Genomic DNA, 23,166 nt, shown 5'->3' with positions numbered 1-23,166 from the left:
TACATTAAAGCAATAACTTATGCTTCTTTCCCGTGACAGTTTTTATATTTCTTACCGCTTCCGCAAGGACAAGGGTCATTACGTCCTATCTTAGGTCCTACTTTGACGGGTTCGGACCGCGGGGTCTGCTGTGTAGGAGCTGTCGAAGAGCCACTTCCTACCTGATCTTTTTGAGTACGATATTTACTATAATCCTGACGCACTTCAGGAGCAGCTTCACGCACTTGTTCCGGCTCTCGTACAGGAATCTGGCCTCTCATCAGAATAGCGACCGTTTTTCGGTTGATCGTATCGATCATATCTTTAAACATACCGAAAGACTCCAGTTTGAAGATCAATAACGGATCTTTTTGCTCATAACTTGCATTCTGTACCGATTGACGCAATTGATCGAGGTCACGCAAATGTTCTTTCCATGCCTCATCTATCGTATATAACAATATGGCTTTCTGGAATGCTTTATTGATTGCTTTCGACTCCGATTCGTATGCCTCTTTCAAATTACAAGAAATATTATACATCCGTTTCCCGTCTGTAATCGGAATCATTATATTCTCGTATCGGTCACCTTGGTTTTCGTAAACCTGCTTAATCACCGGATTGGCAACAGCCACCATATTATCTGTTTTGCGCTTGAACGCAGCAATAACCGCATCATACAACATATCTACCAATCGCTCGTTCTTTTCACTTCGCATTGCCGTTTTGTCGAAAGGTATTTCAATGGCAAAAGTTTTGAACACATCCTCTTTAAGTGCGTCATAATCTGAATTTTGGGAATGAGATTCTATCATAGCCTGCACGGCATCGTACATCATATTTACAATATCGATCCCTATACGTTCCCCTAAAAGAGCATGATGACGTTTGGTATATATTACCTCACGTTGTGCATTCATCACATCGTCATATTCCAATAACCGTTTACGAATACCGAAATTATTCTCTTCTACTTTCCGCTGAGCACGTTCGATCGATTTGGAAATCATATTATGTTCGATCATCTCTCCTTCTTCAAAGCCCAAACGGTCCATAACCTTAGCAATACGTTCAGAACTGAATAGACGCATCAAATTATCTTCGAGAGAAACATAAAATACCGAAGATCCCGGATCTCCCTGACGTCCGGCACGTCCTCTCAACTGACGGTCCACACGACGTGACTCATGACGTTCAGTACCGATAATAGCCAGCCCGCCGGCAGCACGAACCTCAGGAGAAAGCTTGATATCAGTACCACGACCGGCCATATTGGTAGCAATAGTCACCGTTCCGCTCTGACCTGCCTGAGCGACAATATCTGCTTCTTTCTGATGTAACTTAGCATTCAATACATTATGTTTGATCTTACGCATGGTAAGCATCTTGCTGAGCAATTCTGAAATTTCGACAGAAGTAGTACCCACAAGTACCGGACGGCCGGCTTCGACCAATTTTTGTATTTCATCGATTACCGCTGTATATTTTTCCCGTTTAGTCTTATATACCCGGTCATTCATATCGACACGGGCAACAGGTTTATTTGTAGGAATCGTAACAACATCAAGTTTATAAATATCCCAGAATTCTCCGGCTTCTGTCTCGGCAGTACCGGTCATCCCCGCCAATTTATGATACATACGGAAATAATTCTGTAAAGTAATCGTCGCAAAAGTCTGTGTTGCAGCCTCGACTTTAACATGCTCTTTCGCTTCGATAGCCTGATGCAACCCGTCCGAATAACGGCGACCTTCCATAATACGTCCGGTCTGCTCGTCAACGATTTTTACCTTATTGTCGATAACGACATATTCATCATCCCTCTCAAACAGAGCATAAGCCTTTAAAAGCTGGTTTACAGTATGTACCCGTTCTGCCTTGATCGCATAATCCTGCATCAAAGCATCTTTCTTCATCTGTTTCTCCTCATCGGACAGACCCATATTTTCCAGTTCCGAGAGTTGAGCACCGATATCAGGCAACACAAAGAATTGCGGGTCATCAGAATTTCCGGTAATCATATCCAGACCTTTATCGGTCAACTCCACACTATTATTTTTTTCATCGATTACGAAAAGCAGAGGATCGGTAACAATCGGCATATTACGGTTGTTTTCCTGCATATAATACTCTTCTGTCTCGAGCATCAACGCTTTTACACCGGGTTCACTAAGATATTTAATCAATGCAGAATTCTTAGGAAGTCCCTTAAATGACCTGTATAACAACAAAGCTCCCTCTTTACGTACCTCTTTATCGCTCGAAGCAATTTTGGTACGAGCTTCAGCAAGCAACTTGGTCGTATAAGCTCTTTGGGCTTTATACAAAGCTTCTACTTTCGGACAGAACTCCTCGAAAAGCTGATCATCTCCTTTCGGTACCGGACCGGAAATAATCAATGGCGTACGGGCATCATCGATCAATACGGAGTCCACCTCATCGACAATCGCATAGTTATGTTTACGCTGTACAAGATCCTCAGGAGATGTCGACATATTGTCACGCAAATAGTCGAAACCGAACTCATTATTAGTTCCGAAAGTAATATCCGCATTATACGCTTTGCGCCGTTCTTCCGAATTAGGTTGATGCTTATCGATACAATCGACAGACAAACCATGAAACATATACAGCGGACCCATCCATTCCGAGTCACGTTTGGCAAGATAATCATTCACAGTTACCACATGCACACCGTTTCCGGTAAGAGCATTCAAAAATACAGGCAAAGTCGCGACAAGAGTTTTTCCTTCACCCGTCGCCATTTCGGCAATTTTACCCTTGTGCAAAACGACACCACCGAACAACTGGACATCATAATGAATCATGTCCCATGTTACTTCATTGCCTCCGGCGATCCAGTGATTTTGATAGATGGCTTTATCGCCTTCGATATGTACAAAATCGTGAGTCAATGCCAATTCTCGGTCAAACGGCGTAGCAGTCACGGTGATCGTTTCATTTTGAGCAAAACGACGGGCAGTATCTTTTACTACCGCAAATACCTCAGGCAATACCTCATCAAGAACTTTCTCATATTTTTCAAGAATCGTCTTCTCGATCTTGTCTATTTCTTCCCAAATAGCTTCACGTTTTTCGTAATCTTGTTCCTCTACCGAAGCTCTTAACTCCGCAATACGGTTTTTCTCAGGAGCAACAGCTTCCTGCACCCGTTTTTTAACATCATCGATACGGGCTCTCAGCTCATCGTCGCTTAGCTTTTCGATAGCCGGATATGCCTCTTTGACCTTGTTTACATAGGGGAGTATCTCTTTTAAATCACGTTGCGATTTATTTCCGAAGAGACTTTTTAAAAAATCATTAAATCCCATAGATTATATATTATTTTATTTTTTGCTGAATGAATAAAAACATTTCCCAAGAAAATACTTGGAGAACGGTTACAAATGTAATGTAAATAACCCGAAAACAAAAAGTCCGGAAAAGATTCGATAAATTCTATATCGATACAATTCAGAATTTCACATGGATTCTATCCGATTTATTTCACCGAAACGACTCTCATACTTTACCGGATTTCGGGAAGCGCCGGTTGAGATGCGGCATTCGGAGAGCGTATCCGCAAAATGCGTGAAACCGTAGGTGCGATCATAGTAGCCCGAACAGGCCGGGCGATATGCTGAGGTTTTATATCTTTACCAAAGAAAATAAGTGGCGCTGGAATCGCATTTTCCCGAACGTATTCACGTGGATTATCCGTATTTTCATATACTATTTCCCAGCCGGGCTGAACCTCAAGAAGAAGATCTCCGGATAATTTACGATGATATCCTCGACGAATGGCATCGATCCGGTTATTCCAATTTCCGTGCAACATCTGGAACGATGTCGTCACATCCTGTATCCCTGTCATTTGAACAAGAAATTCAGCAGCTTTCAGCTGAACATCTTTCAAACTCATTTCTTTATCTGAAATCAGTTTCCGGTTCAGAAATATCTGACGGTCATGATAACCGAGTACCCATTTCTCCTGTCCGTAAACCGCCATCAAATACATATTGAGCAAAGAGGTTGCTCGCTCAGGATAAAACTCTCCTGCAGGAATTTCATATATCCCCACCTCTTTCGCCTCTCCGTTAAAATATCCGGTAGAGGTCAGGAAAATCACCGTATTTTTCAATCCGACATTCTTGTCGATCATCTCCAACAAACGAGCGATTTCCTGATCAAGACGCAAATATGTATCTTGAATTTCGAGGCTATACTCCTGAACGCTTTTCCCTTGATAATTGGCAGCAGAATACCCGATATTCAATATATCGGGATACATTTGTTTCCCCAACTCGCCTTTAGTAAGAAAAGCATCCACGACCCGATTCACCTCCTCGTTCACCAAACCGCTGGTCTTAAAATAATCGTACTTCTTATGCTTGCCTTTATCGAATATATGCTTGAACATATAGTCGCTACTCAGATAAGACAAACCTGTATAATCCGTTGCCGAACGCAATGGCTGCCAGACAATCGTATCTATACGGCGGTCGAGTCCCGATTCTATATTATATTGGTCGATATAAGCCGGAATATCTTTGTAATGCGTAGAAGATGCCCATTTCCCGTTGTCATTATCAATCCAGAATACGGCATTTGCAGCATGTCCCCCGCTCAATATCGCCTGTTCGAAAGTCGGTGCGACGGAAAAAACACGAGAAACACCTTCTGTCGCGATTTTCAATTCATCGCAAACAGTCGAAGTCAACAAATTCTTAGGAGAAACCGTCTCATTCGTATAATTTCCCATTTTAGCAGGATCATACAAGATAGATTCTACCCTATCCTCCGCCACATTATATAATGTATTGGCCACAATACCGTTATAGGCCGGATATGTTCCCGTATAAATAGATGCCGTTGCAGAAGAACGGTCAATATTCGGAAAATCGAATGTAACTTGATCATATAGCAAGCCCTCGTCCATCAAACGCTTAAAGCCTTTATCCCCGAACACGTGCCGCATCATCTGCAAATAATCGGTACGCAACTGATCTATAGTAATGCCGACAACCAACTTAGGCACATCGGCTGGAGACTGAGCACCCAAAGGTGCAGTCATCAATACTAAAATCAAGGATGCTATAACTTTATTCATTTTTCTATATTTCTTTTTCTGCAATCTTTTCCTTCCTGCGATTTACCCATATATAGGTCACAGACCTAACGGCTAATGCCAATACTAAAGGCAAGAATGCAATATTCATCTGTTGAGGCAACCAATACCAACTTGCCAATAAACAGAAAAGCACCGCAAAGTTAATAAAATGATAATAACAGACGACCTTTTTCATAGATTTTACCCAAATGATCGCAGGTAATATCAATAAAAAAGGATTTGCCCAAAATCCCGAATAATTCGGATAAGTAGCCGGATGTGTAGATATAAACATCAAGAAGAACAACAGACAGCCTACCAAGCCGTAGATCGAAAACAAAACCGTATCTATAATACGGTAATGATGCCGTTTTATAATTTCCACAGCAGACATTATAACCACAGCCAACAATAATAAAGAAGTAACAAACAAAGGAGATATTCCGACCGGTTGGACAGCTGCCGATGCTATGCGCATGGGATCTGCTGCAAGCAACAAAACCGGCTCTCCGGACAAATAGCGTACCGAGTCGTCTTTTACGACACGGGCATCTTCAAACGCCTTCATAAGCACATCCGGAAGGAACATCTGTTCTTCGTATGTGATCTCCCGATCGAGAGGTTCTCCTAAAGCTAAATCTATTCCGAAAGTAAGCCACGGATAATTATGCGTACAATCGTGAATCATCTCACGGAATGTCACTTTATCGACCGGATCTTTATACTGTATCTGCCCCGATAAATTTTCCGTTATCACATTGCGAGGACGAGTGGCGCAATTATCATACAAAAAGTTATACCGATATATACGATTATCGGGCATATTATTAATAATCAAAGCCTGAAATACACGGTTACTCTCTTCTGCCGTCAACCTTAAAGGAAGTTCCGAAACTTTACTTCCCCGTACGGCATAGTTATAGACAAAATCCCTAAAATCGGCAAGCCCTATACTATAATCGGTCTCTCCTTTAGTAAAACGATAGATAAAATGCGGGGTATTGAAACTGAATACGCCATAATGAAAAACGACATCTACGTTTCGTGATACATCCTGTACACGCAATCCCGTATGCCCGAACAGCTCATATACTTGAGATCCCGGAGAACAAGTTATCAAACTGATTTTTAAGGAATCGCTTACGGAAGAATATCCTGTTGCCAGCGAACATAAAAAAAATAAAAATGCGAGAACCTTCTTAATATCCATAATCTTAATCCGGCAAGTAATATAATACTGCCTCCGGTGGGTAAAAATACGACATTTTCACGAGATGACTTCTCTCATGTTTATTTTTTATATTTTATTAGAATAGAACTTTCATCTATTTGACAGAAAACGGAAATCAGCTCCTGAGGGACTCTGAAATACTCTTAAGTCGAACTCAGGAAGAACTGCCATAATATGGTCTAAAACATCTGCCTGCAATGCTTCATATAACGGCCACTCTTTTCTTTTTGTGAAAAAATAGATTTCCAAAGGCATTCCCTTATCCTCCGCCTCAAGATAACGGACAAGAATCATCAGATCTTCATTGCATTCAGGTAATGTCCGGATATAACGGTCGAGGTAAGCCCGGAATAGTCCGATATTGGTCAAACGTATCTGAGGCAAAGACTCTTTTTTACGATCGACATATTCGCGAACACCATCTAATCGACAAAACTGTTCCAACATTTCGGGAGTACAGAATTTCACACTGTTCATATCGATATGTACCGCACGCTTTATGCGACGTCCTCCCGATTCTTCCATCCCTCTCCAGTTCTGAAAAGAATCACTCACCAATGCATACGGTGGAACGGTAACGATCGTATTATCAAAATTCCTGATCTTCACCGTATTTAAAGTAACCTCGATCACTCTTCCGTTCGCTCCATGTTTCGGAACGGTAATCCAGTCTCCGGGGCGCAGCATATCATTTGCCGACAATTGTATTCCTGAAACGAATCCCATGATCGTATCTTTAAATACTAACATAAGAATCGCGGCAGAAGCCCCTAATCCGGCAAACAGAGATAACGGCGATTTGTCTATGACTACACTGATAATAAATATCGTACCGACAAAAAACAATAATACCTGCAAAGTCTGAAACAGACCTTTTACAGGCCGATCTCGCAGTTTTTCTTTCCGGTTGGTCAATTCAAGCAGGATATTAAGAAATGAATTGAAAAAACGCAGAACGACTGCAATGATATAAACAATACAAAATTTTAATATCCATGATAACGCAACCGGTTGCTCGGGGAAAGCCAGAGGTATCAAGAAATAGATCATTACGGCCGGTACGGTAAGCGCAAGCTTATTGAGCAATTTCCTATCAAACAGCATATCGTCCCACTCGGCTTTCGTACTTTTCACAATCCGATGCACTACGCTATTTATAAAATAACGGCAGATATAATCGGCAATTACTGCCAACAACAAAATCGCAACGAGTATGATAACCCGGGAAAAAAACAAAGAAAGAGACGGGCTTAATGACGTATTATCAAACCAGCCCGATATCCAATACAATATATTTTCTGCTTCTAACAACATTCCACATTTATTTGCAACGAAACAAAAATAAGAAATTTATCGAAAACAGAAACTGCCGGTCTAATCTTTTATACAACATTCCTCATATCAAAAAAACGGGAAACCGCATCTTGGCACGATTCCCGTCTTCACAATGTTATCCAAACATATTTACGCCCGTACATCAGAACGATTTCTAAAACCATTCTGAAAACGACTATTCCGGGAACTTTTCCTATCCTCACGTCTTACGGTTTTCTTCAATTCCTCCTTCTCCGAAAAAACGGGTACAGCTCTTACAACACCCGTATTAAAAGGATGTTCTTGAATCTCGGCAATATGTCTTCCGGTCAATCTTTCTATGTCCTTTAGATAGACTTTTTCTTCGGAGTCGCAAAATGAAAATGCAACACCACTACGCCCGGCACGTCCCGTACGCCCGATACGATGAACATAAGTTTCGGGAATATTCGGTAAATCGTAATTTATAACATGAGAAAGGTGATCAATATCTATACCTCGTGCCGCTATATCCGTAGCGATCAACACCCGGGTAGTACGATCCCGGAAATTATTCATGGCTTTTACCCTTGCATTCTGAGACTTGTTCCCATGAATCGCCTCCGCTTTAATACCCGATTTACCCAATATTCGGGCAACCTTGTCAGCACCGTGTTTTGTTCGGGTAAAAACCAAAACCGACTCAATAGCTTTATCTTGCAGAAGATGTACCAGCAATTTGCTTTTATCGGTCTTTTCCACTCTATAAACATGCTGCTCGATCACTTCGACAGTAGAGGACGGTGGCGTCACCTCAATCATCATCGGATGATTCAATATTTGCCGTGATAATTTTTCGATTTCGGCAGGCATCGTGGCCGAAAAAAACAGAGATTGTCGTTTTCGAGGCAATAACGGCAGTATCTTCTTTATATCATGAATAAATCCCATATCCAGCATACGGTCGGCTTCATCGAGAACAAAGAACCGGATTGTCTGTAAATCGATAATTTTCTGATTGATCAGATCAAGCAAACGTCCGGGTGTGGCAACTAATATATCAACACCTTTCCGTAAGGCTTCTACTTGGGGTTTCTGTGATACGCCACCGAAAATAACGGTATGTTTCAATCGGGTATGGCGACTATAAGCGTTTATACTGTCTCCGATCTGGGCGGCCAGTTCCCGGGTAGGGGTCAATATCAATGCCCGAATAGACTTCCGGCCATTTCCTCCGGCTTCCGCTAAGAGATTTTGTATTATGGGAATCGAAAATGCAGCAGTTTTACCTGTCCCGGTCTGTGCACAACCTAATAAATCTTTACCATCTAAAACACAAGGAATTGCTTTTGCCTGAATCGGCGTCGGGGTAATGTAACCCTCATCTTGAAGAGCTCTAAGAACAGGCTCTGTCAATTTCAAATTTTCAAATATCATTAAATAATCGTTAGTAATCCCGATGTATTCCGGAATCACATTTCAAATGTACGCCTTTATATCGGACTTTCTATCATTACCCGACATATAAAATGCTTTATTAACAGTTCGGACACCATTTTATAATCGCTTCTCGCGCCAATCGGACTTTTTCAAATACAAAAAAGAGAATAACAGCATAAAAACGGCATATATATGATCTGAAGTCCAACATACCGCAACATCGGCTTTAAGCCAAATAGCAACATATAATACATAAACGACATATACGGACAATGCCGCCAGATCAAGCATAAATGCCTGACGGGTATTTCCCGTACCGGAAACGATCGTGAACCAAATCATAGCCGGAATAAAGAATATATAAGAAGATAACATCACCCATAAAGAAGGTACGGCATCCCCTATCAAATCTGTATTATCGGTATAAATACGTAATACTTCCGAAGGGAATAAAGCGATAAGCAGCAATATCGGTAAACAGCAGAAAAAGCACATTCGGGTGATCCTCATCCCTAAACGGGGGACTGCATTCTGCTCCGATGCTCCCATAAGATTACTTGTCAGCGATCCTGCTGTCGAGGAGAATGCATTAACTACGATAAAAAGTAGAGAGGATACGCTTCTGACGATATTCGTAACCGCAAGAGAACGCTCTCCCAAGTGCTCGACCGAAACAAAAAACAGAAACCACGTACTCATAGACAAGAACGTCTGCAACATCGTCCAAATAGAGGTTGAAAGAATCCTCCTCAACATCTTCGGTTGGAACTTGATATTAAAAGAAAAACCGTACTTCTTCCAATCGATCTTGATCCATGTATATATAATATAGAATAGAGCGGATACCGCTTCGGCAGTACTGGAGGCTATCGCCGCCCCGGCAATACCCAACTGTGGGAAGCCGAATTTACCGAAAATCAACACATAATTCAACACAATATTTGTCAATACCATGACAACGGAATTGATCGTCAAAATACGAGTATAAGTAATTCCGACATAAAATGCTCTGAATAAAACAGCGATAAACGAAAAGAAAAAGCCATAAATACGCCAGTTCATATAACTGATCGTTGCTTCATATACAGGATCAGATTGTATTATCGAACGTAAAAATATCGGAGAATAGAGTTTAGAAATCACAAATACCCCTCCTGCCAACAGCATAAGGAACATAGCCCCCTGCAAAAAAATTCCTCCGATATCTGAATAACGTTTCTCCCCGTTACGACGGGCGATTATGATCTGCACTCCGATACTGAACCCGAAGCCCAACATAAAAATCGCCAGATAATAAACTCCGGCTAATGCAGAAGCTCCCAACTCCACTTCTCCGACACGCCCCAAATATGCCGTATCGGTAAGTCCGATTAAATGCTCCATCAGCAAACTGATGAGAATGGGATAGGCCATTTGCCAAATTTGTCTATTGGTAAAATGCATACGCTCCTTTATTTTTTTATGCAAAAGACGAAAGATTAATCATTTTGTTTATTCAGACGGCAAAGATAGCACATACATCCGTTCTTGCTACCCGAAGTATATATAAAAAAGAATTTTAGCTTTTATGATTGTATTTATTTCGATTATAATTTATACATTTGAGAATAATTAATTAATTCTTGTTAGCCTGTATGAAAACTATTAGCTTAAACATTGAAAAAGCTCTTGGTAAAGGAGCAAAAGAGCAACTTCTTTCTGCTGCTCCAAAAGCAGAAGATGCAATAAAGACATTACATAAAGGAAACGGAAAAGGGAATGATTTCCTCGGATGGTTACATCTGCCCTCTTCGATCAGTGAAACGGAATTATCGGATATCGAAGCCGCTGCCAAACAATTGAAAGACCGGTGTGAAATCGTTGTCGTAATCGGTATCGGAGGCAGTTATTTAGGGGCGAAAGCCGTATTAGAAGCACTGTCAAACACATTTATACAAATGCAGACCAAACAAAATGTACCCTTAGTTTTGTTTGCCGGGCAAAATATCGGAGAAGATTATTTATATGAACTTCAGCATATTTTACAAAACCGCCAGTTCGGATTAATTAATATTTCAAAATCAGGAACAACGACCGAACCGGCATTAGCTTTCCGTCTGTTGAAAAAACAATTAGAAGATCAAGTCGGCAAAAACGAAGCCAAAAACCGCATCATCGCCATAACCGATGCTTCTAAAGGAGCTTTACGAAAACTGGCAGACAAAGAAGGATATAAGACATTCGTAATCCCGGATAATGTAGGCGGACGCTTTTCGGTTCTCACTCCTGTAGGGTTACTGCCTATTGCCGTAGCCGGATATGACATCCGCCAATTGGTCGGAGGTGCAGTCGCTATGGAAAACGAATGTGGGGAGGATGTCCCGTTTATGGAAAATCCGGCAGCCGTTTATGCCACAACCCGCAATATATTATATAAAGCCGGGAAAAAAATAGAAATACTTGTCAACTTCAATCCTAAACTGCATTTCTTTGCAGAATGGTGGAAACAGTTATATGGAGAAAGCGAAGGAAAAGACCACATGGGAATTTATCCTGCTTCGGTAGATTTCACGACCGATCTGCACTCGATGGGACAATGGATACAGGACGGTGAACGTACCATCTTCGAAACGGTTCTTTCCGTAAAAGAAATGAAATATAAAGTCGAGATACCTATCGATGAAGAAAATTTAGATGGTCTGAACTTTCTTGCTGGTAAACGAGTAGATGAAGTGAACAAAATGGCCGAACTCGGGACTCAAATCGCTCACGTCGATGGTGGCGTTCCCAATCTGAAAATAGAAATTCCGGCGATTACCGAGTATTATCTGGGACAGTTGATTTACTTTTTTGAAAAAGCTTGCGGCATCAGCGGTTATATGCTGGGAGTAAATCCGTTTGACCAGCCCGGAGTAGAAGCATACAAAAAAAACATGTTCGCTTTACTCGAAAAGCCGGGATATGAAACAGAAACAAAAGCCATAAAAGCCAAAATCTGATTTATAAATCTATTGCCGGAACAAGAAAAGGTTCTTAGAACCTATCTAAATCTTGCTCGGGTCAGATTTGAGAATTTTTTTCGAGGATGTTTTTCTGTTTTCAAGAGGAGGATAGCGGGCTATCTGACGAGGGAAAACGGGAAAATAGACCGGAAGAAAGCGCGAAGATGACCTGATAGTATTTTTTTATCGGAAAATTTAGATAGGCTCTTAATAAATCTGAATGTATTTTTGTTTGGGGCAAAACAAAAATACATTCAGATTTTTAGACAGAAAGATTTGGAAATGCAAAAACTAAACATTAATTTTGCACCCTCATTCCGTGCTGGGTACAAATAAGCGGTGATAAAAATTGCCCACCCACTGGAGGTAACCTGAATAATAAATTATATCAGATGTACGCAATTGTTGACATTCAAGGACAACAATTTAAAGCCGAAGCCGGTAAAAAATTGTATGTTCATCGTCTCGCTGCCGAACAAGGTGCTTCTGTCGAATTCGACAAAGTATTGTTACTCGACAACGACGGAACGGTAAAAGTTGGTGCTCCCACCGTAGAGGGCGCAAAAGTTGTATGCGAGGTGCTCTCTCACCTGAAAGGAGAACGCATAATCGTTTTCAAGAAAAAAAGAAGAAAAGGATATCGCAAACGCAACGGACACCGTCAATGCTTTACTCAAGTGTTAATTAAAGAAATTGTTGCTTAACTTATTAAATTCTAAGAAAAATGGCTCACAAGAAAGGTGTCGGTAGTTCGAAGAACGGTCGTGAATCGGAAAGTAAGCGACTGGGTATTAAAGTGTTTGGCGGACAGTTTGCAAAAGCAGGAAACATCATCGTACGCCAAAGAGGTACAGTTCACCATCCGGGTGAAAATGTAGGTATGGGTAAAGACCATACTTTGTTCGCATTAGTGGACGGGATGGTAGTATTCCGCAGAAAAAAAGATAATCGTTCTTATATTTCTGTAGAACCCAAAAACTAATCAGTTCAATTTGTACAAGGGTATACATATACTCCGATTACAATAAAAGATTTACACGACACGCATACGGAAACCGTATGCGTGTCGCTTTTAATACGAACATCGATCATGGAGAAAAAATATAAAATATTGTTTGTCTGCCTCGGCAACATCTGCAGATCTCCGGCTGCAGAAGGAATATTGCAGGAGCTATTACAAAGAGCAGGACTAACCGAAAATATTGAAGTGGATTCTGCTGGAACATACGGAGGTCATGCCGGAGAACTACCGGACAACCGGATGCGCGCCCATGCCACCCGCCGAGGATATAAGTTGACTCACCGGTCAAGACAAATAAAATATGACGATTTCGAAAAATTCGATTTAATTCTCGGCATGGACGATACAAACATCAGCAATCTACAACGATTAGCCCCCGATCCGGAATCGCTTGCAAAAATACGGAGAACTACCGATTTTTGCAGAAAATTACCATACGATCACATCCCTGACCCTTACTATTCGGGAAGCGACGGATTTGAACTCGTACTGGACATTTTGGAAGATGCTTGTAACGGACTGATAGAAGAGCTGAAAAACCGTAAATAATATCATCTGGCAGTACTAAAATTCTGAAGTTCTTCCCCCTGTTATACAAAATAGCAGAGATCTGCAAATAGCCTCTAAAAAAGATAAAAATATACAGTCTTTACATTGAAATTTATCTGTCAAAGAGAGATTTTTACCTATCTTTGTTGAGATAGTAAAATCCAATCAGACAATGAAAAATAGACTCATCATATATTTTCTCTCTTTATTTTTGTTTATTCCTGCATTAAAAGCAGAAGACAAAGATTTTGAAATTCCGAATTTAAAAGAAATACATAAAAACATCCGTAATTACAACTCTCATCTCTATTATCCTTATTTGATAAAACGCTTTCTGAACAACGACACGACATTCACTCTGAAAGAACTAAGACATCTATATTTAGGATACAGTTTTCAAGAGGGTTATAATCCTTATCGAGCGAACAAGCACCCTGAGGAAATCATGAAATTATATTCCCAACCGACACACACAGCAGCAGAATGCGACACGATCATCAATTACGCAATCCGGTTATTGGACAATTTCCCATTTGATTTAAGACAGATGCATCTATTGGCGTATGCTTACAAGACTAAAGGAGATAAGGAAAAAGCCCAAATATGGACTACTAAAATGAGGCAACTTCTCGAAGCTATCCGTTCCACCGGAGATGGGAAATCTCCGGAAACAGCATGGTACGTAATCAATTCGACACATGAATACGATATTATCAACAGCATCGGATATAAAGCAGATAAATATGTCTTTGTAGAACCTAATTACGATTTTATTGAAGTAAGCAAAAATCCCGATAAAACAGAGGGATTCTATTTCAATGTAGCCCGCATGTTGAAAGAATATGAACGAAAATATAAAGAGAATTAAGTACCTTTGAGTCTGTTTAATTTTGCACATACATTTTAAAAGCTCTTTTTATTCCGAAGAAACACAAGCTATCCGATGAATAAAACGGGAAAACAGTCTCAAAAGAAATTCTCAAAGCCGATCTGAGCAAAATTCAAACAGGCTTTAAATAACTTTCACTTTGCAAATAATCGACACAGCTCTTTCTGAGAAAGAAATACTTTTGTAATAAATTAGACATAATCATACATAGGATTCGCATAAAGTTTTGTATTTTTGCAAAATCCGTATAATGCGCAAAAGAGATGTGCGTCAAAATGGTATGTCCTTAAAACTATGGATATATGTTACGGCAATGAAACGATAAATTTACGACACATGAACTTACTTGATTTAAGCGAACAAGAAATCATAAGACGAGGAAGTCTTGAAGAAATGCGGAAAATGGGAATAGACCCCTATCCTGCCGCCGAATATAAAGTAAATGCTTATACAACCGATATAAAATCATCTTTCAAAGATGAGGATGCTCCCCGGCAAGTATCTGTCGCTGGTCGCATCATGAGCCGCCGTATCATGGGAAAAGCGTCGTTCATAGAATTAAAAGACTCTACCGGACGCATACAAATTTACATTTCCCGAGACGATTTATGTCCGGGAGAAGACAAAGAACTGTATAATACCGTTTTCAAGAAACTTCTGGATATAGGCGATTTTATCGGAATCAAAGGTTTTGTATTCCGCACTCAAATGGGCGAAATAACTATTCATGCCCAAGAGCTTACCGTTTTATCAAAATCTTTGCGCCCGTTACCGATCGTCAAAATGAAAGACGGAGTGGCATACGATGCTTTTGAAGACCCTGAACTCCGTTACCGCCAACGGTATGTAGATCTTGTTGTAAATGAAGGCGTAAAAGATATCTTCATCAAACGGAACAAGATATATAATTCTATGCGTGAGTATTTCAATGCACAAGGATACATGGAAGTAGAAACTCCTATCCTTCAATCGATTCCGGGAGGAGCATCTGCACGTCCGTTTATAACTCATCATAACGCTCTCGATATACCGTTATACTTGCGTATTGCTGATGAATTATATCTGAAACGTCTTATCGTAGGAGGATTTGAAGGAGTATATGAATTTTCAAAGAACTTCCGTAACGAAGGAATGGACCGTACTCACAATCCGGAATTCACATGTATGGAAATATATGTTTCATACAAAGATTACCAATGGATGATGAATTTCACCGAACAAATGCTCGAAAAAATATGTCTGGACGTAAACGGAACAACCGAGATCAAAGTCGGAGAAAATATAATCAGCTTTAAAGCTCCTTTTAAACGCGTAACGATGATTGATGCCATTAAGGAGTTTACAGGTATCGACATTACCGGAATGAATGAAGATCAACTACGGGAAGTTTGCAAAAAGATCGGTGTCGAGGTGGATGAGACAATGGGTAAGGGAAAACTTATCGATGAAATATTCGGAGAGAAATGTGAAGGAAACTATATTCAACCGACCTTTATCACAGACTATCCTATCGAAATGTCTCCGCTTTGTAAACGTCATCGTAACAATCCTGAATTGACAGAACGTTTCGAACTCATGGTAAACGGAAAGGAATTGTGCAATGCTTATTCGGAATTAAACGATCCGATAGATCAACGTTTCCGTTTTGAAGAACAATTACGACTTTCCGAAAAGGGTGATGACGAAGCGATGTTTATCGATAACGACTTCATACGAGCTCTTGAATACGGAATGCCTCCTACATCTGGCATGGGGATAGGAATGGACCGTCTGGTAATGCTTATGACAGGACAATCGACCATACAAGAAGTTTTGTTATTCCCTCAAATGCGTCCTGAAAAGACCCAGAAAAAAGATGCAGAAAGTAAATACACTGCAATCGGAATACCGTCGGATTGGGTAGCTCCTATACAAAAAGCCGGATATCTAACTGTAGACGCCCTGGCTGAAGCAAATCCCAATAAATTGCATCAGGAAATTTGCGGAATCAATAAAAAATACAAGCTTGAATTGTCCAATCCTTCAGTAGATGACGTAAAGGCTTGGGTAGAAACTGCTAAATAAAAAAGCAAAAAGGATGAATCTACCGGGGAAAATAGCTGTCATAGGGGGAGGTACATGGGCAACAGCCATCGCCAAACTTATCCTTAACAATACCGATTCTATTAATTGGTATATGCGGAGAAAAGATCGTATCGATGACTTTAAACGATTAGGACACAATCCGGCTTATCTATCGAGTGTCAAATTCGATATAAGCCGCATTCATTTCAGTAACAATCTGAATATGACAATCAGAAACTCGGATACGCTGATTTTCGTTACACCATCTCCTTACTTAAAACAACACCTGAAAAAATTAAAGACTCCGCTATACAACAAATTTATTGTTTCTGCGATCAAAGGTATCGTTCCCGACGAAAATATGATCGTCACGGATTATCTGAAAAAGATATACAATGTACCTGCGGAAAATCTGGCTGTAATCGGAGGTCCATGCCATGCTGAAGAGGTTGCTTTGGAAAGGCTTTCTTATTTGACCATCGGATGTGCCGACACAGAACGAGCAAAAATCGTCGCCGATATGCTAAGCGGAAACTTTTTGAAAACAAGCATTTCTCAAGATGTCGAGGGAATTGAATACGGTTCGGTACTGAAAAACGTATATGCCATTGCTGCGGGAATTTGTTACGGACTAAAATACGGAGATAATTTTCAGGCAGTATTAATTTCAAATGCCATCCAAGAATTAAATCGTTTTGTCAATGCCGTGAATCCGATAGACAGAAACATCTGTGAATCGGTTTATCTCGGAGACTTGCTCGTAACGGCTTATTCCCGATTCAGCAGAAATCACACATTCGGCACGATGATAGGCAAAGGGTATTCTGTGAAAACAGCACAAATCGAAATGGAAATGGTAGCAGAAGGTTATTACGGTACGAAATGCATTAAAGAAGTAAATGAAAAATACAATGTCGAGATGCCTATACTCGATGCTGTATATAATATTCTTTACAATAAAAAATCATCTTTTACCGAGATACGACAACTCACTGAAATATTCAGATAAAAATAAAACAAGAAATAAGAACTTGCAAGTTCTTATTTCTTGTTTTATTTCCTTTCCGAACAAAAAAATTAATCACTACCCGCCAAACTTCTTTAAAATATTTTTAGTGCTCCTTTTAAAAGAGAAATGAAACAGAATTCCCCAAAGACGTACATTCCCTCACTATAACAATAGCTGTCAAAAGATATTAAACAATTAATTCTACGAACAATAAAAAAAGAACTCTGAAAAATCAAAGTTCTTTTTTCTCAATAAATCGAAGAATATCTTAATGACAACACCCGCCACCGCAATCACTGTGATGCTCGTCACCGCAATTGCAACCACCACCGCAGCCGCCACAAGACGGATGCAATTCTTCAGGCGTAGCAGGCCGTACCTCCACTATTTCACCCACAAAATGTAAATCTTCTCCCGCTAACGGATGGTTAAAATCCATAACGACTATATTTTCCTTCACTTCAAGAACAGAACCATTCAGTCTATTTCCACTAGCGTCCATCATCGGAACAGTATTTCCCGGAAAGATCATTTCCTCGTCGAACTTACCGTCAACAATGAACATATCTTTATTCAATTCCAAAACATGTTCTTCATCTCTCTCCCCGTAAGCATCATTACAAGGTATTACAAATTCAAATTTATCCCCGGCCTTTAGACCTTTCAGTTTTGCCTCAAAAGAAGGTAACATCTGATCAGCACCAAAAACAAAACGAAGAGGGACTTCTTTGGTTGCCCGTTCCATAAGTTCATTTTCAGCTCCGACAAAAAGATCATAAATAGCTTCAACAAACTGCCCGGGTTTAATAATTTCCATAACCTATTTCTTTTATATTATTATTTCGATTCATAAACATGTTAACTTCGCAAAGTTAGGAAAAGGTTTCTATTTATTCTTTCGTGTCTCTCTTTTTTAAATCACTTTTTCAGATTATTAATAGCACTGAACGTCTACAAAAGCATTTTTTTGTAAAGAATCGAAATTTACACGTTAAGAAATGCAGAAAAACGACTGATTATTACCATAATTAAAAAAACATTTGCATCTTTGCAAAGAAATAATTATCTTTCAATATTAAACAAATTTGGAGGTAGGCCGAGAGGCTCACTCTTTATATTTAATTACAATTCAAAAGATTCCCTATGGAAAGAGAAAACAAACCAAGGCGTCCCCGTATTGGAGAAAATAAAGGTGTCGCCGGCCGTGACGGTAATGTAGAAAGATACGAAAAAGTAGATTATTCTCGAAGAACCGAAAACACGTTCGATCCGGGAAGAAGACCCCGGATCAATAATGGCGAAAGAAACTATAATCGCCCTTCGTACGGAGAAAACAATAAAAGGCCTTACAACGGCAATAGACAATCATCGGGTTATAACCGAACCAACAATTATGGGGATGCGGGAAATCGTTCCTATAATAACGACCGTCCGTATAATAAGCCATATAACAACAGACCATACAATAATGATCGTCCCCGTTACAATGGTGAAAACAACGACCGTCCCTATCGACCGGCAAACCGTCCGGCATTCGGGAACAATACTAATAACGGGAACAGACCTTATAATAACCGGAACAACGGTTCATACAATAACAACAGAAACGGCAATAGACCATACAACAACAGACCGCAGCGCAGAGATGATTATTCTCAACAACGTAAACGGATTATTTATGAAGAAATAAACGTAGATCCGAACGAACCTATCCGTCTGAATAAATATATGGCTAATGCTGGAGTATGTTCTCGCCGTGAAGCAGACGAATTTATACAACAAGGTCTCGTAAAAGTAAACGGAGTTGTCATGAACGAACTCGGAACTAAAATTACCCGTAGCGACGTCGTTACTTTCCAAGATAAAGTCGTGACTCTGGAACATAAAATATATGTCTTACTGAATAAGCCCAAAGATTGCGTGACTACATCAGACGATCCTCAAGGCCGTCTGACCGTAATGGATATTGTTCGAAACGCATGTACGGAACGTATCTACCCAGTAGGCAGATTAGACCGAAATACTACTGGAGTCCTATTATTGACAAATGACGGAGACTTAGCGTCAAAATTGACCCATCCGAAATTTATCAAGAAAAAAATTTATCACGTATGGACAGATAAAGATGTTTCAGAAGAAGATATGCAACGTATTGCAGATGGCATTGAATTAGAAGACGGACCTATTCACGCCGATGCTGTTAGCTATGCAACTGATACGGACAAGAATCAGGTCGGAATCGAAATTCACTCCGGACGTAACCGTATCGTCCGCCGTATTTTCGAAGCTTTAGGATACCGAGTGACAAAACTCGACCGAGTTTATTTCGCCGGATTGACCAAGAAAAACTTACCCAGAGGACGCTGGCGTTATCTTACTCAACAAGAAGTTACCATGCTTCAAATGGGTTCGTTCGAATAAAACGAATATAAAATCAAAAAATAAATCTGCACGAATGTCGGAAATTTTCGACATTCGTGTTCAAGCATAAAACAAGAAGGACAAATGGAAACAATCAGCAGAACCAAAATCGCAGATCTGTTCAAAAATAAACCTTTTGGAACTCAAGTTAACGTAAAAGGATGGGTTCGCACTCGTCGTGGAAACAAACAAGTCGGGTTCATCGCTTTAAATGACGGATCGACAATTAAAAATATGCAGATAGTCATCGACCTGCAAAAATTCGACGAAGAACTTTTAAAACCGATTACAACGGGGGCATGTATTAATGTGAACGGGTTATTGGTCGAATCGCAGGGAAAAGGTCAAGATGCAGAAATACAAGCAGAAGAAATTGAAATATATGGAACTGCCGACCCACTGACCTATCCGTTACAAAAGAAAGGTCATTCCATGGAATTTTTACGAGAAATAGCACATCTGCGTCCTCGGACAAATACATTCGGAGCTGTATTCCGGATGAGACATCACATGGCGATGGCAATACACACATTCTTTCATGAAAGAGGTTTCTACTATTTTCATACCCCGATCATCACGGCTTCTGATTGTGAAGGAGCCGGGCAGATGTTTCAAGTAACGACCTTGAACTTGTATGATTTGAAAAAGGATGAAAACGGATCGATTATTTATGATAACGACTTTTTCGGCAAACAGGCAAGTTTGACTGTTTCGGGTCAGCTTGAGGCCGAATTGGCAGCAATGGCGATGGGAGCTGTCTATACATTCGGTCCTACATTCCGGGCAGAAAACTCCAATACCCCCCGTCACCTCGCAGAGTTCTGGATGGTCGAGCCGGAAGTCGCATTTATCGAAATCGCAGAAAATATGCAATTGGCAGAAGATTTCATAAAATACTGCGTTCGCTGGGCTTTAGACAACTGTAAAGATGATTTGCAATTCCTTAACGATATGTTCGACAAAGAACTTATCGAACGCCTGCAATCGGTTCTTAAAGATGAATTCGTACGACTATCATATACCGAAGGCGTTAAGATATTGGAAGCTGCTGTTGCAAAAGGCCATAAATTCGAATTCCCGATATATTGGGGAGCAGATCTCGCATCCGAGCATGAAAGGTATTTGGTAGAAGAGCATTTCAAACGTCCGGTTATTCTCACCGATTATCCGAAAGAGATAAAATCATTTTATATGAAGCAGAATGATGACGGAAAAACAGTCCGCGCTATGGATGTTCTATTTCCTAAAATAGGAGAAATCATAGGAGGTTCACAACGTGAAGAAAATTATGACAAACTTTATACACGTGCTAAAGAAATGGGAGTTCCGGAAAAAGATATTTGGTGGTATCTTGATACAAGACGTTTCGGAACTGCTCCACATTCCGGTTTCGGGTTAGGATTTGAACGGCTTTTATTGTTCGTTACCGGAATGACAAATATTCGTGATGTCATTCCATTCCCAAGAACTCCGAAAAATGCAGAATTTTAAATATCCCTTTAAAAATAAGAGTCTGTCCAAAAAGTCAAAACTGAATTGGTAAAAGTTACAGATTGTAACAAAATAAATAAAGAATGCCACTTTACACCTAATTTTCATAGGTGAAAGTGGTATTCTTTTTATAATCGAAGTCTATCAGTTTTAAATTGAAAGTTTAAATTTGAACTTTCCAACTTTTTGGACAGCCCCTTATTTTATGAACTATACCTTAAACAAACACACCTTCCCTTTATCCGCATCATAAACATCCAAGTGCAGCCAAGAGACGCCATCCTCCAAACGAATCGGATAAGGCAGCAGAATCTGATTCTTCATGATCAATCTTCTCGCTTCCTCCGCTGTCATCCCTTCCACTGTCGCATCTACAGCCTTACCGAAATTATGCGCAGACAAATAAAGTTTCTCGTTTTTCGTTTTATCCCTTACTAGTTGACAGAGATTACAACGTAACCCTCTTTGGGTATAACCTCCCCCTGAAGCCCAATTATTGACGATCATCGGTCTGTTCAATATTTTCTCCCGGATTATATCAAGCGTCTCTATCAGTTCCGGATCGAGAAACATCCATGCCCGTTCTCCATATTTTTTATATACATCGGGACAAACAAGTTCTTGTATTTTAAAGTAGTTACTTTTTTTCATCTCCTATTCCTTTTAATTTTTCGATCAACTCTTTCGCTTTTTCAATGTCATTACAGTTGATTATCTCTTTCATAGCTTCGGGTATGTCAGCGGCTGCAGATCGCTTCTCTTTCAAGTTTTCGAATACACTACGCAGTTCTATATACACGATACAGAGAGTCCCGAGCATAGAGGCATAAGGAAGATTATAAACCGAGATAAACGAACCGACAATATCAAATAATAGGAACATTATCTGAACCCGCCAATATTCCCCGATTTTAGCTACCGTTCGCCTAAGTTTATCACTATAAATCTTTTCATGTCGGGCTCGAGCTTTTTCAACTCCCGTCCACAAGTCGATAAATACGGCTATCACCATTATTATCCAAAACACTAAAATAACGACAGCTCGACGTTTTAATTCTCCGATCTGATCACTGCCAATAAAATCTAAAATAATATCCATATCCTCCATATAATAAACAATTGAACAATCTGCCCGGTAATACCTCCTATCAGTGTTGCCCATAAATCGAGCCGGTCGAATTTCCCGCCCCACGTCTTGTCTCCGTATTCCTTGCCGATCGCCAAGCCTGCGGCAAACAGTAACGTGCCTATCAATGCCCCGATAAATCCGTATAGGACATGACGCAGACGGTTGCTTTCTTTCATCCAGTTCATCACCGACCTCCTTCCTGATCCGGTGTCCATTCCGGGCTGTTCAACAGTTCCTCCAGATCTTTTCCTTGATAAATGGGATAGTTCTCCCACTCTGCAGTGTCTTCCGACAGGGGCATTATTCCTTTATTTCTCTCCGATACCAGCGTATCGTATGTTTCTACGTGTATGATCGCTTCTGTTCCTTCCACGTTCTTTCTTCTCGTTTCCCAATCCGGATCTATCTCTTTGAGCTCTGATACCGGAATTTTGTAATACCTGTTCATCGTATTTTTGTTTTTATAGTTCGTATATTCCTTGTGTGATATATTTAAGCACTATCGCCTGTTCTTCTTCCGTAAGGTTGCGGGGATAGATTATCAGATAGCGGTAATCTA

General features: G+C 40.2%; 20 protein-coding genes. 9 read left to right on the top strand and 11 right to left on the bottom strand.

Annotation, left to right across the window (positions count from 1 at the left end; translation table 11 throughout):
* Window positions 1–17: 17 nt before the first annotated feature.
* The 6 genes from secA to Q0093_RS02830 all read right to left on the bottom strand — a co-directional run bounded on the left by secA (window position 18) and on the right by Q0093_RS02830 (window position 10,496).
* On the bottom strand, window positions 18–3,311 hold the full coding sequence (gene secA / locus Q0093_RS02855) for a preprotein translocase subunit SecA (RefSeq protein ID WP_297928371.1): 3,294 nt from the start codon (window positions 3,309–3,311) through the stop codon (window positions 18–20).
* A gap of 197 nt (window positions 3,312–3,508) precedes the next feature.
* On the bottom strand, window positions 3,509–5,089 hold the full coding sequence (locus Q0093_RS02850; protein WP_297928370.1) for an alkaline phosphatase family protein: 1,581 nt from the start codon (window positions 5,087–5,089) through the stop codon (window positions 3,509–3,511).
* 4 nt (window positions 5,090–5,093) lie between these two features.
* Window positions 5,094–6,299, bottom strand: a complete 1,206-nt coding sequence (locus Q0093_RS02845) for a DUF4105 domain-containing protein (protein WP_297928369.1) — start codon at window positions 6,297–6,299, stop codon at window positions 5,094–5,096.
* Between the two features lie 111 nt (window positions 6,300–6,410).
* Window positions 6,411–7,634, bottom strand: a complete 1,224-nt coding sequence (locus tag Q0093_RS02840; protein WP_294177127.1) for a mechanosensitive ion channel domain-containing protein — start codon at window positions 7,632–7,634, stop codon at window positions 6,411–6,413.
* Window positions 7,635–7,784: 150 nt separating this feature from the next.
* Window positions 7,785–9,050, bottom strand: coding sequence for a DEAD/DEAH box helicase (locus tag Q0093_RS02835; RefSeq protein ID WP_297928368.1), 1,266 nt, complete (start codon window positions 9,048–9,050; stop codon window positions 7,785–7,787).
* Between the two features lie 120 nt (window positions 9,051–9,170).
* Entirely contained in the window at window positions 9,171–10,496 is a 1,326-nt protein-coding gene (locus tag Q0093_RS02830) for an MATE family efflux transporter (protein ID WP_297928367.1), read from the bottom strand.
* Window positions 10,497–10,687: 191 nt separating this feature from the next.
* Here Q0093_RS02830 and Q0093_RS02825 point away from each other — a divergent pair, with 191 nt between their 5' ends.
* The 7 genes from Q0093_RS02825 to Q0093_RS02795 all read left to right on the top strand — a co-directional run bounded on the left by Q0093_RS02825 (window position 10,688) and on the right by Q0093_RS02795 (window position 17,566).
* Window positions 10,688–12,031: a glucose-6-phosphate isomerase gene (locus Q0093_RS02825; RefSeq protein WP_297928366.1), complete on the top strand. Its 1,344-nt coding sequence runs from the start codon at window positions 10,688–10,690 to the stop codon at window positions 12,029–12,031.
* Between the two features lie 395 nt (window positions 12,032–12,426).
* Window positions 12,427–12,738, top strand: coding sequence for a 50S ribosomal protein L21 (gene rplU / locus Q0093_RS02820; protein WP_009319059.1), 312 nt, complete (start codon window positions 12,427–12,429; stop codon window positions 12,736–12,738).
* Between the two features lie 20 nt (window positions 12,739–12,758).
* Window positions 12,759–13,016: a 50S ribosomal protein L27 gene (gene rpmA, locus Q0093_RS02815; protein ID WP_009319060.1), complete on the top strand. Its 258-nt coding sequence runs from the start codon at window positions 12,759–12,761 to the stop codon at window positions 13,014–13,016.
* Between the two features lie 108 nt (window positions 13,017–13,124).
* Complete coding sequence (locus Q0093_RS02810) at window positions 13,125–13,604, top strand: low molecular weight protein-tyrosine-phosphatase (RefSeq protein ID WP_297928365.1); 480 nt, start codon at window positions 13,125–13,127, stop codon at window positions 13,602–13,604.
* A 172-nt stretch (window positions 13,605–13,776) separates the two neighbouring features.
* A complete protein-coding gene (locus Q0093_RS02805) occupies window positions 13,777–14,472 on the top strand; it encodes a DUF4919 domain-containing protein (protein ID WP_297928364.1) in 696 nt (231 codons plus the stop codon).
* A gap of 357 nt (window positions 14,473–14,829) precedes the next feature.
* Entirely contained in the window at window positions 14,830–16,557 is a 1,728-nt protein-coding gene (lysS, locus tag Q0093_RS02800) for a lysine--tRNA ligase (protein ID WP_297928363.1), read from the top strand.
* Window positions 16,558–16,570: 13 nt separating this feature from the next.
* Window positions 16,571–17,566 (top strand): NAD(P)H-dependent glycerol-3-phosphate dehydrogenase, encoded by a 996-nt coding sequence (locus Q0093_RS02795; RefSeq protein ID WP_294177137.1) that lies wholly within the window; start codon window positions 16,571–16,573, stop codon window positions 17,564–17,566.
* A gap of 268 nt (window positions 17,567–17,834) precedes the next feature.
* Here Q0093_RS02795 and Q0093_RS02790 read toward each other — a convergent pair whose 3' ends face one another.
* The gene (locus Q0093_RS02790) at window positions 17,835–18,383 is read right to left on the bottom strand and encodes an FKBP-type peptidyl-prolyl cis-trans isomerase (RefSeq protein ID WP_294177139.1); all 549 of its coding nucleotides are present in this window, start codon (window positions 18,381–18,383) and stop codon (window positions 17,835–17,837) included.
* Window positions 18,384–18,709: 326 nt separating this feature from the next.
* On the opposite strand from Q0093_RS02790, the gene Q0093_RS02785 reads away from it, so the two are divergent.
* Both Q0093_RS02785 and asnS read left to right on the top strand, forming a co-directional pair.
* Window positions 18,710–19,987: a pseudouridine synthase gene (locus Q0093_RS02785; protein ID WP_297928362.1), complete on the top strand. Its 1,278-nt coding sequence runs from the start codon at window positions 18,710–18,712 to the stop codon at window positions 19,985–19,987.
* An 84-nt stretch (window positions 19,988–20,071) separates the two neighbouring features.
* On the top strand, window positions 20,072–21,478 hold the full coding sequence (gene asnS, locus Q0093_RS02780; protein ID WP_294177142.1) for an asparagine--tRNA ligase: 1,407 nt from the start codon (window positions 20,072–20,074) through the stop codon (window positions 21,476–21,478).
* 210 nt (window positions 21,479–21,688) lie between these two features.
* On the opposite strand, the gene Q0093_RS02775 is transcribed toward asnS, so the two are convergent.
* Genes Q0093_RS02775 through Q0093_RS02760 form a run of 4 tightly spaced genes read right to left on the bottom strand, consistent with a single transcriptional unit; the run spans window position 21,689 to window position 23,055 of the window.
* Entirely contained in the window at window positions 21,689–22,129 is a 441-nt protein-coding gene (locus Q0093_RS02775) for a hypothetical protein (RefSeq protein ID WP_297928361.1), read from the bottom strand.
* The gene (locus tag Q0093_RS02770; protein ID WP_297928360.1) at window positions 22,116–22,577 is read right to left on the bottom strand and encodes a phage holin family protein; all 462 of its coding nucleotides are present in this window, start codon (window positions 22,575–22,577) and stop codon (window positions 22,116–22,118) included. The genes Q0093_RS02775 and Q0093_RS02770 overlap by 14 nt, the downstream gene beginning before the upstream one ends.
* Window positions 22,562–22,792 (bottom strand): hypothetical protein, encoded by a 231-nt coding sequence (locus Q0093_RS02765; protein ID WP_297928359.1) that lies wholly within the window; start codon window positions 22,790–22,792, stop codon window positions 22,562–22,564. The genes Q0093_RS02770 and Q0093_RS02765 overlap by 16 nt, the downstream gene beginning before the upstream one ends.
* Window positions 22,792–23,055: a hypothetical protein gene (locus tag Q0093_RS02760; RefSeq protein WP_297928358.1), complete on the bottom strand. Its 264-nt coding sequence runs from the start codon at window positions 23,053–23,055 to the stop codon at window positions 22,792–22,794. Before Q0093_RS02760 ends, Q0093_RS02765 begins: the two co-directional genes overlap by 1 nt.
* Between the last annotated feature and the right edge of the window lie 111 nt (window positions 23,056–23,166).

It is taken from the genome of uncultured Coprobacter sp., assembly GCF_947855755.1.
GTDB lineage: Bacteria > Bacteroidota > Bacteroidia > Bacteroidales > Coprobacteraceae > Coprobacter.
This window is presented reverse-complemented; position numbering and strand designations above follow the sequence as displayed.